General features: G+C 56.3%; 10 protein-coding genes and 1 tRNA gene. 7 read left to right on the top strand and 4 right to left on the bottom strand.

Going from position 1 to position 11,884, the window contains the following annotated elements:
- Nucleotides 1-25 precede the first annotated feature (25 nt).
- The 7 genes from ACNAOV_RS05245 to ACNAOV_RS05215 all read left to right on the top strand — a co-directional run bounded on the left by ACNAOV_RS05245 (nt 26) and on the right by ACNAOV_RS05215 (nt 6,902).
- On the top strand, nt 26-757 hold the full coding sequence (locus ACNAOV_RS05245) for an SGNH/GDSL hydrolase family protein (protein ID WP_416516882.1): 732 nt from the start codon (nt 26-28) through the stop codon (nt 755-757).
- 244 nt (nt 758-1,001) lie between these two features.
- Nucleotides 1,002-2,333: a tyrosine--tRNA ligase gene (tyrS, locus tag ACNAOV_RS05240; protein WP_254477331.1), complete on the top strand. Its 1,332-nt coding sequence runs from the start codon at nt 1,002-1,004 to the stop codon at nt 2,331-2,333.
- A gap of 23 nt (nt 2,334-2,356) precedes the next feature.
- Entirely contained in the window at nt 2,357-4,522 is a 2,166-nt protein-coding gene (locus ACNAOV_RS05235) for a helicase (RefSeq protein ID WP_416516881.1), read from the top strand.
- Nucleotides 4,522-5,586, top strand: coding sequence for an HAD-IIA family hydrolase (locus tag ACNAOV_RS05230; protein ID WP_416516880.1), 1,065 nt, complete (start codon nt 4,522-4,524; stop codon nt 5,584-5,586). The genes ACNAOV_RS05235 and ACNAOV_RS05230 overlap by 1 nt, the downstream gene beginning before the upstream one ends.
- A gap of 162 nt (nt 5,587-5,748) precedes the next feature.
- Entirely contained in the window at nt 5,749-5,913 is a 165-nt protein-coding gene (locus ACNAOV_RS05225; protein WP_198205485.1) for a hypothetical protein, read from the top strand.
- Nucleotides 5,914-5,960: 47 nt separating this feature from the next.
- Complete coding sequence (locus ACNAOV_RS05220) at nt 5,961-6,719, top strand: TlyA family RNA methyltransferase (protein WP_416518159.1); 759 nt, start codon at nt 5,961-5,963, stop codon at nt 6,717-6,719.
- Between the two features lie 106 nt (nt 6,720-6,825).
- Nucleotides 6,826-6,902: transfer RNA gene (locus ACNAOV_RS05215), tRNA-Arg, on the top strand.
- A 148-nt stretch (nt 6,903-7,050) separates the two neighbouring features.
- On the opposite strand, the gene ACNAOV_RS05210 is transcribed toward ACNAOV_RS05215, so the two are convergent.
- The 4 genes from ACNAOV_RS05210 to ACNAOV_RS05195 all read right to left on the bottom strand — a co-directional run bounded on the left by ACNAOV_RS05210 (nt 7,051) and on the right by ACNAOV_RS05195 (nt 11,277).
- Complete coding sequence (locus ACNAOV_RS05210) at nt 7,051-7,908, bottom strand: Ltp family lipoprotein (protein ID WP_416516879.1); 858 nt, start codon at nt 7,906-7,908, stop codon at nt 7,051-7,053.
- A 484-nt stretch (nt 7,909-8,392) separates the two neighbouring features.
- Nucleotides 8,393-9,043 (bottom strand): Ltp family lipoprotein, encoded by a 651-nt coding sequence (locus ACNAOV_RS05205; RefSeq protein ID WP_416516878.1) that lies wholly within the window; start codon nt 9,041-9,043, stop codon nt 8,393-8,395.
- A 942-nt stretch (nt 9,044-9,985) separates the two neighbouring features.
- Nucleotides 9,986-10,783 (bottom strand): hypothetical protein, encoded by a 798-nt coding sequence (locus tag ACNAOV_RS05200; RefSeq protein ID WP_416516877.1) that lies wholly within the window; start codon nt 10,781-10,783, stop codon nt 9,986-9,988.
- Nucleotides 10,726-11,277, bottom strand: a complete 552-nt coding sequence (locus ACNAOV_RS05195; RefSeq protein WP_416516876.1) for an MFS transporter — start codon at nt 11,275-11,277, stop codon at nt 10,726-10,728. The genes ACNAOV_RS05200 and ACNAOV_RS05195 overlap by 58 nt, the downstream gene beginning before the upstream one ends.
- Nucleotides 11,278-11,884 lie beyond the last annotated feature (607 nt).

Raw genomic sequence — 11,884 nt, 5'->3', positions numbered from 1 at the left:
TAAACGGCGAAAGGCGGCGGCGAACATGAATCCGGTGGCACTGGTCCAGGCTTGGTGGGCCAAGCAGCACATCACTCTGGCCAAGGAGCCGCCCGGTTCCCGCCAGGGGTTGTGCTCGCCTCCGGACCAAGGCCGCGACCTGGAGCCATTGACCATGCTGGTGGTGGGCGACTCCATGGCAGTCGGCTGCGGGGTGAAGGACCAGAGCCAGGGCTTTGCCCCTGATATAGCCGCCTGCCTGGCCACCCGACTGGGACGTCCGGTGTCCTGGTCGACCCAGGGCCGGCTGGGGGCCACCATCCGCAGGGTGCGTTACCGGTTCCTGCCCGCCCTGCAGGACCATCCTGATCTGCTGGTCCTGTGTGCAGGATCCAACGACATCATGGCCAACCGCACCGACGAACAATGGCGGGATGACCTGGCTGCCAGCATCGAACTGGCCAAAAACAAGGGCCGTCGGGTGCTGGTCCTGAGCTCCGGTCAACTTTATCGGGATCCTGCCCTGGGCCGGGCACTCAGGGCCGAGGTGGAACGTCGGATAGCCCGTCAGACGCAGACCAGCCGTCAGGTCTGCCAAGAGGCCTCGGTGCCCTTCGTGGATGCCACCCGCGACGATGTCGGCACTGACCGACCCGATTTCTGGGGCATTGACCACTTCCATCCGGGGGTTGAAGGCTACCGGCGCATGGCCGCCTGCGTGGTCGACCACATTCCCCAAGACCTGATCGATCAGTTGTCTGTGTCTGCGCGTTCCTGACTTAGACGCAGTGGTTTTGCTGAGAGGATTCAGCCGGCCGCCCCGTCTTGGCAAAAGCAGCCAGCGGTTAATCGCCAATCCGCAGTGGTCGATTCACAGTGATTATCCGGTTTCGCCCCCTGGGGATTCCTGCTTGGTGAGGCCTTGTCTGCGGCGGTCCGGGGCTCTGCCGTGTCGGTATCTGTTGCAAGAATAGTAGGGTTTAGCATACATTCATCAAGTATTCGATAGGGAGTAGCCTCTCATGTCGCAGGTCACCGATTTCAGGCAGGCGGGTTTCGACTCGCTTTTCGACGAACTCAAGTGGCGCGGTCTCATTGCCCAGTGCACGGACGAGTCCGAGCTCAGGAAGGTGCTGGCCGACCCCTCGGTGACCTATTATTGCGGATTTGACCCCACCGCTCCCTCGCTGCACGTGGGCAATCTGGTCCAGCTGCTCAACATGCGCCACCTGCAGGCGGCTGGTCTGCATCCCATCGCCGTTGTAGGCGGGGCCACCGGGCTGATCGGCGACCCTCGCCAGTCGGGGGAGCGCACCCTGAATCCCAAGCAGACCGTGGCCGAATGGACCGAGCGCCTGCGTGGACAGATCGGACGCTTCCTGGACACCGAGGGGGACAACCCCGTCCGGTTCGTCAATAATTATGAGTGGACCGGGTCCATGAGCACCATCGACTTCCTGCGCGATGTGGGCAAGAACTTCCGCATGGGCACCATGCTGGCCAAGGACACGGTGGCCCGTCGTCTGGATTCCGACGAGGGCATCTCCTTTACCGAGTTCAGCTACCAGGTGCTCCAGGGCAACGACTTCCTGGAGCTCTTCGACCGCTACGGATGCAGTCTGCAGCTGGGCGGCAGCGACCAGTGGGGGAACCTGACCAGCGGCCTGGACCTGATTCGCAAGGTGCGCAATGCATCCGTCAATGTGATGACCAGCCCGTTGATCACGGACTCCCAGGGCAAGAAGTTCGGCAAGTCCGAGGGCAACGCGGTCTGGCTGGATCCCACCATGTTCAGCCCCTACCGCTTCTACCAGTTCTGGTTCAACCAGCCTGACGACCAGGTGGTCAAGTTGCTGAAGACCTTCACCTTCCTGCCCAAGGCCGAGATCGAGCGCCTGGAGGAGCGGACCGCCCAGGATCCCGGTGCTCGCGAAGCCCAGAAGGTTCTGGCCTGGCAGGTGACCTCCTATGTGCACGGCGAGCATGCCGCCCAGGGGGCCATCGATGCCTCGGGCGCCCTCTTCGGTCGTGGCAAGACCCTGGAGGAGCTGGACGAGGATGTGCTGGATTCCGCACTGGACGGCCTCAAGGTCGATGATGGTCAAGGCGGACGAGCCCTGCCTGCGGCCAGCGAGGGTCAGCGTCTGGTGGAGGCCGGAGTTGCGGCCGGACTCTTCCGTTCGGTCTCCGAGGCTCGGAAGACTGTGGCCTCGGGCGGTTTCTACCTGAATAACCAGCGTGTCGAGGATCCGGATCAGGTATTGGGCAACAAGGACTTTCTGCACGGGCGCTTCGCCCTGGTTCGCAGAGGAAAGAAGGCCCTGGGCGCACTTGAGCGTCGGGCCGGCAAGTAGGAACGCAGGAATTAAGGACACTGATGGCAGAAGAACACAATCATTCCCGGAGCGATCGCGGACGGGACCGGGGCGGTTCGCGCCCAGGCGGCTTCCGGTCGGGCGGCCGTCGCTCTTCGGGCTTCCACAAGGGCGGTTCTCACTCGGGCGGGTACCGCTCCGGAGGATATCGTTCGGGAGGTCACCGTTCCGGCAACTTCCACAACCATGACGGCGAAGGCGGCGAAGAGCGTCGTTCCGAGAACAGGAATGGCCAGAGGCCCTTCCGCGGGCGAGGGCACGACCGGTTCGACCGTGACAATCGCGGATACAGGCATGACCGTCAGGATGGTCACAGCGGCTTCCACAGGGATTCCGACCGGGACCGGCATTTCGACAAGCGTGACGACCGCCACGGCCGTCGGCAGGATGGTGACCGTCCACGTCGCGACTTCCATGCCAACGGGAACCGTGGCTACGGGCATCGTGATCATGACAACGACCGCGGTCGGTCGGGATATGGCGAACGTCGTTCCGGACGTGGCTACCAGCGGCATGACCGTGATCATGATCGTGGTCAGGGCTTCCACGGGGACCGCCGCCGGGGTGACGACCGGAGGTTTGGTCGTCGGCAGGATGAGCGGTCCGGCGGGGATCGTCCATGGAACAGCCGCTCCCGTGATGACCGTCCACGCCAGGACCGTTCACGTGGGGACCGTCCCTATGGCAAGCGCTCTTATGGTGACCGTTCTCATGACGACCACCGTCAAGGCGGCTATCGGGGCGACCGTTCCCATGGCAACAGGTATCAGGGCCAGCATGGTCACGACGACCGTCGCCATGACGACCGACGCGGGGCCTATCAGCGTAACCGCCAGAATGGCTATGACCGCGGTCGTCGCAACTCTGACGGAACCATCTCCTACCCCTCGCAGAATCCCTACACGGATCGCCGGCCTGGCGAGCCCAAGATGCCCAAAGGCCTGGAATGGTCCATGCTCTCCAAGGATGATCGCCTGCGCCTGCGCGGGTTGAGCAAGGAGCATGCGGAGAACATCGGCCTGCACATTCTGGCCGCCTACGCGCTGGAGGAGACCGATCCCCAGGGGGCTCTGGCTCATGCCAAGTGGGCTGCCCGGCAGGCCTCGCGGATCGATCTTGCTCGTGAGACGCTGGCCCTGGTGGCTTACCGTCAGGGCGACTACAAGCTGGCCTTGAAGGAGTTCCGCACCGCACACCGCATGAACGGCTATTCTGATTACCTACCCTTCATCGCCGACTGTGAGCGTGGTCTGGGCAATCCCCGCAAGGCCATTGAGGAGGCCACCTCCGAGGAAGGCAGTCAGCTGCAGGGCGAGTCCAAGGCGGAGATGTTCCTGGTTTATGCCGGAGCCTTGGGCGATCTGGGCCTGTGGGACAAGGCCATCGAGACCGTTCAGGCCCTGGTCAAGGCCCGGGGGCTCAGCGGCGACTACCGGATGCGTGCCGTGCAGGCCGAGCAGAACTTCCTCGAACAGGCTGGTCGCAGCCAGGAGGCTCTGGAACTGGAACCCTTGCTGGACCGGCTGGAAGCAGAGTATGCCGACGAGGATGAGGACGAGGACGGCCAGAATGGCGGACAGTCCGAGGAGATCCTGATCGACTATGACCTGGAGCACCTGGATCCGGCCATGATGGAGGATCTCTCCATTGATCCGGATGGCGGTGAGGATGACTCGGATGAGGCTGAAGCTGAGACTGAGGCCGCTGAGTCTGATGTCACTGATGCATCCGATCAGGGTGCCGATGACAGCCTGGTTGAGGAATCTCCAGAATCAGTTGCTTCGGACGATTCAGCGGACTCGACTGACACTGGTGACTCATCCGATTCGACTGATACATCCGACGCAGTTGATTCGACTGGTTCGTCCGACTCAACTGGTTCATCTGAAGTGTCGGAATCTGAAGTGCCGGAATCGTCAGATACTGTGAAGCAACCCGGGGGAGAGTCCTCTCCCCTTGATGCAGAAACTTCGGACGATGGGTCTCAAAGTGACCAGAACGGTAGCGAAGCTGACGTGGCTGTCGCCGATAAATCTGCTGCTGACAACGGTGACGCGACTGTCCAGGCTGCAGGATCCGAGGCAGGCGCTATCGATCATGAACCTGAACAGGCCAAGGATGAGCAGGTCAATGAGTCCGATACGCCTGATGAAGCTAGGACTGAATAGTGACCGTATTCCTCAAAGGAACTGACGACGCTCCGGCAAAGACCTATCATCTGGCACTGCTTGACCTGGATGGGGTGGTCTACCGGGGTGCTGACCCTGTTGAGCATGCGGCCGAGGGCATCGACCGCGCTCAGACGCTCGGCTTGCGCATGGCCTACACCACCAACAATGCATCCCGGTTTCCCCATGTAGTGGCCGATCAGCTGCGCGGGTTCGGTCTGACCCTGGACGATGGCCAGGTCATCACCTCGGCCGTAGTCGCCGCACGAATGCTGCGCCGACACCTGCAGGAGGGCGCCAGAGTGCTGGTCATTGGATCCGATCATCTACGTGATCAGATCCGCCTTAACGGAATGGTGCCGGTAAACAAGGCCGCAGATAAGCCAGAGGCCGTCATTCAGGCCTGGTATCCCGAGCTGAGCTGGCAGGACCTGGCCCAGGCCGCCTTTGCCATTGAAAATGGTGCACGTTACTTCACTACCAACAAGGATCAGACCCTGCCCCGTGAAGGTGGCATGGCACCCGGTAATGGAGCTATGCTCCAACCGGTGATTCTGGCTACTGGAAAGCAGCCGGAGGCTTCGGCCGGTAAGCCGGAATCGGCCATGTATGACGAGGCTCGGCAGCTGTTAGCGGATAGCCAAGAGAAGATCTTTGACGTTGACCGATGCCTGCCTGTGGGTGACCGTCTGGATACCGACATCGAGGCAGCCAACCGGGGTGGGTACGACTCCATGGTCGTCCTGACAGGCGTGGCCCGAACACCTGCCATTCTGACTGCACCTGCCAAGTTGCGGCCTACCTATCTGGCTGAAGACCTGCGCGGCCTGACTGCGCCACAGCCCCAGCCCAACAAGGAGGCAGACCAAACCTGGCACTGCGGCGGCCAAACCGCAAGGGTGGACGATGACGGGCATGTCACCCTGCGCGCTCTTGAGGCAGGTGGCGAACCCCTGTCTGATTTGGATGCTGTGCGAGCCTGTGCCTGTGCGCTCTGGGAGTACCAGGATCGTGGTGGAGACATGGACTCGCTGGATCTGCCCGCCTTTGTCGTAGGGGCATAGCGGGCCATGTCGGAAGAAGCCAAGTCCGGACAGCCCGAAGCGAGCGAATCATCCCAGGAATCCAATCACTACGGGCTACATAGGCAGTCTGGTCAGACCGAGCAGCCTGTAGGGTCTGAGCGTACTGCGCGGTCTTCACATGCAGATGATGAGGATCCGACTGTGTCAGCATCTGAAGAGCCCATGGATAAGCAAGTCATGGCACCTCTTTTGGAACGTTTCCCTGATTTGGCTCAATTGGACGATCTGGACGATGCCCAACAGGTTGAGCTGCTCGGCAAGGTGCTGACCGGGCTCCAGCAGGACCTGAACCAGGAGGGCAAGTGAACGTTGAGGACACGGTCGTCAGCGCTGGGGACGGTCGTCGAAGGACTGTGGCTCACACCCGCGACCGGCTTGACCGTATCCTGTCTGCACAGGGGCTGACGGATTCACGGGCCAGAGCCCAGGCGTTGATTCGGCAGGGCCGAGTTACGGTCAACGATCATCTGGCATCAAAGCCTGCTCAGAGCGTCCAGCCAGGCGATGTGATTCTTCTGGATCCGGGCGATGACTATGCCTCTCGGGGAGCGCTGAAGCTGGAGGGCGCCCTGAGGACTTTTGCGGCGCAGGGGATGCCCGGTCCGCAGGACAGGCTCTGTCTCGATATCGGGGCTTCCACGGGCGGTTTCACTGACGTTCTGCTCAGGCGCGGGGCAAGGCGAGTTATCGCCCTTGATGTGGGCCACGGACAGTTGCTGGAACGGATTGCCGCTGATCCTAGGGTGATTGACAGGAGCGGTGTCAACATACGCGAAGTCCAGCCGGGGGATCTGCCGTATCATCCGGAATATGTGGTTTCGGATGTGTCTTTCATCTCGCTGACCTACGTCATTCCCGTCCTCCCTGCCTTGCTGGCGCCTGCTGCCAACTGCCTGTTGCTGGTCAAGCCCCAGTTCGAGGTCGGACGCAGCCTGCTGGGCCATCATGGCATTGTGACGGACGAGGATCGCAGGCAGGAGGCGTTGGAGCGCGTCTTGGCCTGTGCACGTGAGTATGAATTCGTTGTTCGAGCTACCATGCCATCGCCGATAACCGGAGCCCATGGCAACGTGGAATATCTGCTCTGGCTGTCTTGGTCCCAGTCAGACTGAAGCCCGTGGTTTCCCGCTTCCTGTGCGACACACCAGACTGGACAGAATCCACAATTGCGGTAGTATAAATGAGTTGTCAAAAACGAGTTCCTCGTCAAGATGACATGCGCCAGTAGCCCAACGGATTAGAGCAGCTGACTACGGATCAGCAGGTTGCAGGTTCGAATCCTGTCTGGCGCACCACACGGAAGCCCTACAGCCACAAAGGCTGCGGGGCTTTTCCATTACTCGGCAAGTTTGCTTAAGACTTGATTTTGTGTGACATTTGTGCGACAAAGGTTCCCGCAAAGGAAAAGCCCCGCCGGAGCGGGGCTGATCCGTTGGGATCTGGTTACTGATTGAGATGCTGCATGGCGTAAGCCACTTCTTCGGGGGTAAACTTCGATCCGTACGGGCTGGCGAGCTGATGCTGGATTTCTGCCGGGCTCATGTGCATTTTCTGGTAGTCTTTGGCTGCGGCGAGAGCAGTGGCCTTGTAGTCGGCTTTGAGGTTATCTACGGCGTGCTGGGCGACATTGGGCGTGAATTTATCCTCACTGGTGAGGTCGTAGTAGATGCCCTCCTTGCTCTCGTGTGTTATTTCCAGGTAATGTTTGGCTTTAGCCTGAGCAGCCGCGTTGTCGTCGGCTTGGAGGTTATCTACGGCGTACTGGGCAGCCTCGGGCGTGAATTTATCCTCGCTGGTGAGCTCATCGTAGATGCCCCGCTTGCTCATGTGCATTCTTTTCTGGTAGTGTTTGGCTTCGGCAAGGGCATTGGCGTTGTAGTCGGCTTTGAGATGGTCTACGGCGTACTGGGCGGCCTCGGGCGTGAATTTATCCACGCTGGTGAGCCTATCGTAGATGCCCTGCTTGCTCATGTACAGGAGCTCAGAGAAGTCTTGCGCCTGAGCCAGAGCCGCCTTGTGATTGTCAGGGTCAGGGTTAGCAGGTTTTTTAGGGGCTTTTATAGTTTTCTTCATCTTGTTCAGTTGCTGTGATATGCCGGCTGTCTCGATCTTGGGGACACCGATGGTCAGCTTGATGTTTGATCCTGCGGTTGCGGCAAAAACAAGAATGGCAACGACTGCGATGGCGATCCAGAACCAGACCTTCTTGTAAATCGGCTTTTCCTCGGGTGGCTGCATCCATGGGGGCACGGGTGTCTGTGGGGTCTTTGGAGTCTGTGGGGTCTGTTCAGCGTTGGACATGACTTACCTCTCCCTTCGTCCTCTATGACTACCAGCAGACTACCAGCAAGTCCAGAACTGCTTAGTCAGCTGGAAGGTTCCTGAATTTTCAGGTGTGGCGAACACGAGGTGTAACAAATATGTGGAATACGACAACTTACGCCATATCCGACAATCGTTTGGCACAAGCAATTGTGGCGCTTGTCGGAGATTGCTTAATGAGTCGAAAAGTCAATAACACCAGCTGATGCAACGTTCTGTCATCTCAGGTGGGGAGGATACAGTGGTACAAGTCGCAAAAAAGAAGCTGCCTCTTAATCAGCATGTCAGTAGTTCGAACCCTGTGGCGGCACAGAGTCAAAGCCCCCCCACAGACGCATAGGTTGTGGAGGCTTTTCTCTTGCTTTGATGATTTGTCTGAAACACGATTTTGTGCGACATTTAAGCGACAGAGCCCTCGCAAAGGAAAAGCCCCGCCGGAGCGGGCCGGTCCGTTGGAATCTGGTTACTGTTTGAGGTGCTGCATGGCGTAAGCCGCTTCTTCAGGGGTAAACTTCTCTCCGTACTGGCTGGTGAGTTGCTTCTGGATTTCTGCCGGGCTCATGTGTATTTTCTGGAAATATTTGGCTGCGGCGAGAGCATTGGCCTTGTAGTCGGCTTTGAGGTTATCTACGGCGTACTGGGCGTCCTCAGGCGTGTATTTCTCATCTCTGGTGAGATTGTCGTAGACGCGCTGCTTGCTCAAGTGCAGTATTCTCTCGTCATCTTGGGCTGCGGCGAGGGCATTGGCCTTGTCGTCGGCTTTGAGGTGGTCTATGGCGTACTGGGCGGCCTCGGGCGTGAATTTATCCTCGTTGGTGAGCTGCTCGTAGATGCCCTGCTTGCTCTTGTGCAGAACCTCAGAGTAGTCTTGCGCCTTGGCCAGAGCCGCCTGGTGATCGTCGGGGTTAGGGTTGGCAGGGGTTTCAGTGTCCTTTGGGGTTTTCTTCATCTTGTTCAGTTGCTGTGATATGCCGGCTGTCTCGATCTTGGGGACACCGATGGTCAGCTTGATGTTTGATCCTGCGGTTGCGGCAAAAACAAGAATGGCAACGACTGCGATGACGACCCAGAACCAGACCTTCTTGTAAATCGGCTTTTCCTCCGGTGGCTGCATCCATGGGGGCACAGGTGTCTGTGGGGTCTTTGGAGTCTGTGGGGTCTGTTCAGCGTTGGACATGACTTATCCCTCTTTCTTCATCCTCTATGACTACCAGCAGGCTACCATTTATTCTGTACGATGGTCGTGCCTGTGGGGAGGGGGGGCAGGTTCGTGCTTTGCAGTGCGTCTGGTTCGAATCGGGTATGGGCTGGTAGCCCTGGTTGATTTGGAGGGTGGCGTCGGGTTCGCAGACGATCCGATATTCGAGGGTTTGGCGAGCTTCAGCGCGGTTTCGCGCCTTGTACGGCGTTCCAGGCGCAGACCGTAACGCCTGTTCTAGTAGCGTCGGTGTGCTGCCAGTGGATGGTCGCCGGTCTTGACTGTGTCCAAGCACATAAGCCGCCTTCTTATCCTCTGAGACTTGAAGGAAATCCACAGTCAGAGAGGATAGGTGCTAGGCTTTCCGTCATACGTTGCTCGGCCCTGCGGATGACCACCCAGATGTCCGACACATATAGTCGCAGATCTCATTGACAACTGCTACCTCTATCGGAGGCTTTGCATTTAGCCAGTCCGACATTGCGGATCTTGCATGGCCCAGGGCGTCTGCCACCTTGCCTTGGCTGTATCCGTGTGAGGCGTGGAACCCTCAACCCTACATCAATGTATTTCCGTACAACATCGCCCTGTTGTGAACAGTACTGGTCATGCAAGCACTAACCTGCATTTCTGGTGAGCAGTAGCTGATTCCATTGCGGTAGGCTGACCGATGCGTCATCAACCCTTCCGGTTAGTCATACTTAGAAGCACAGCTATATCACGCAAAGAACCACGAGGAAGGTCAATACAGCTCTAAATGGATGCATGTATATCCGCGGACATCTTATTGATGCCTTACTTTAAATATTGAATTATGATTATCAACTAATTACTTTTTTCTTGTTGGACAAAATTGAACTAAACCTTTTCTACTCGATATCGAAGCATGGTCAATCCCGCAAAGATTCCTGCGCCTATTAGACTAACTGCCGCTAGAATTGCGGTATTCGTAGGACCGACTAAGTCTGATAACCAGCCGGTTAGAGATCCTCCGATAAGATATCCGACCGTACCTACCGCGCCTATAGTGGACATTACAGAAGCTCTATATTCATTGGGGGAGAGAACTTGCTCAAGTAATTCTTCAATTACATTGACAATTGTATAGAATAAAGAAAATACAAAAAAGCTGCAGAAAGCGAAAATCAGAGATTGACCGCTCAATGCAAACGCGCAGAAGGCTATTCCAGAAGCGATGAGGGACATTGGCAAACTTTTTATTGCTGATCGGGTATTTGAGGAAAAAGGTGCAGCTAGTGCTGCTCCGATAAGTGCCCCAATGGATCCAATCGTGTTCAAATACCCGTAAACAGAGTTTGGAGCATGTAACACCGTACGGGTGAAAACAACGAGTAGAGTTTCTTGTAGTCCGAGGCCGAACCAAAGTGCAAGAACAACAATGGACAGGGCAGCAAGAAGTCGTTCCTTTTTGATAAGGTCTAAAACATTTTTTAATCGAATGGTGGTTGAAGAAATTATCCCTTTTAACTTAACCCAGAAGGAAATACTATGACTTTCGCGAAAACCATTGTGTGAATCGACAGCTCGCTTCGAATTATGCTCCTCATGTGAATAGCAACCGTCAAGTGAAGCCGCAATTAAGCTGCCAAAAGCAGCAACCGCAAATGCAGCGACACTGTTGAAATTGGTGAGCAAACCGGCGAGGGCGCCGAGGCGATACCTGCAGCATTGATCATGAAAGATAAAACAGAATTGAGAACTGACAGTTTTGAATCTGAAACTAGTTCAGCAGCTTTTGCATATCGTGCTGGCTTCATAACCGCAGCTATGCTTGTTATAACAAAAGCAAGAATAAATGAAAGAGCAATGTTATGGTTAAATGCGAGCAACAGACAACAAAGAGCTCGTAGCGTTCCGCCCACTGCTAAAACAATCCTGCGATTGTATTTGTCAGCTATACCAGAAAACAGCGGAGCTACAATTAAATTTGGCATAAAGGTAACTAAAAAGAGGGCACTGACCGCCAGCGGAGACGATCCCGAAATATCGTATACATGAATGGTCAGTAAGAGATTAACGATTCCACCGACAAGACTGGTAAAGAAAGCACCAAGCGATAATGTAACCAATGGTTTGTGTCTCAAAACGTCTTTGAGGGCTACGAATGTTGTCGCTGCTTTACTTAACATGTGGCATACATCCTTCGTCTACTTATGGCTCAGTCAGCAGATTGGTTTAAACTTTCAAGGATTTCATCGTGTGGAATTCAAATTTCGTAATAGATAATATTATGCCATCCGTGACTTGTTCATCTTTGATTTCAAAATGGCCAATTTGGGTCTAGTAGAATCCGTGCTTCGGCTCAGTACTGCATTTTATGCTCCACAAGGTTAGGTTCAAGTGCTACGGGGATTGCTTAATTAAATCTTGTCTTCTTGAAAGCGACATGCTGCATCTTTGCGGCATTTATATATCAGATTTCCCATGTTGGTGCTACTGCTCGATATGCGTACAGCTATTAGGTATTCTTCATATATTCGTTCGCAATCGGCAACCACATGAGGGCAATCAGAACTAAAATCCCGGCGATCCCAAGGGTAGTGATTGCGACATTTCGATCCGCGCTCCAACCTATGATTGGGTTGCATGCCATGCCGATCAAGCTTCCTAATGAACTCGCAATATTAAGAACAGTGGAGCGATAATCAGACGGAATCAAACTATTCGCAACTGCCGGAGTTATGGGCCCTCTTCCATTCATGCCCACCACGACAAGCAGGAATCCGATCGCTACGA

It is taken from the genome of Bifidobacterium asteroides, assembly GCF_048001765.1.
Taxonomy (GTDB): domain Bacteria; phylum Actinomycetota; class Actinomycetes; order Actinomycetales; family Bifidobacteriaceae; genus Bombiscardovia; species Bombiscardovia asteroides_K.
The sequence above is the reverse complement of the archived record's forward strand: the minus strand, read 5'-3'. Positions and strand labels throughout refer to the sequence as shown.

Excerpts from the sequence above, each read along its gene's own strand:
- ACNAOV_RS05195 (WP_416516876.1), bottom strand. The coding sequence starts at position 11,277 with ATGTTAAGTAAAGCAGCGACAACATTCGTAGCCCTCAAAGACGTTTTG.
- ACNAOV_RS05210 (WP_416516879.1), bottom strand. The coding sequence starts at position 7,908 with ATGTCCAACGCTGAACAGACCCCACAGACTCCAAAGACCCCACAGACA.
- ACNAOV_RS05245 (WP_416516882.1), top strand. The coding sequence starts at position 26 with ATGAATCCGGTGGCACTGGTCCAGGCTTGGTGGGCCAAGCAGCACATC.
- ACNAOV_RS05205 (WP_416516878.1), bottom strand. The coding sequence starts at position 9,043 with ATGCAGCCACCGGAGGAAAAGCCGATTTACAAGAAGGTCTGGTTCTGG.
- ACNAOV_RS05235 (WP_416516881.1), top strand. The coding sequence starts at position 2,357 with ATGGCAGAAGAACACAATCATTCCCGGAGCGATCGCGGACGGGACCGG.
- tyrS (WP_254477331.1), top strand. The coding sequence starts at position 1,002 with ATGTCGCAGGTCACCGATTTCAGGCAGGCGGGTTTCGACTCGCTTTTC.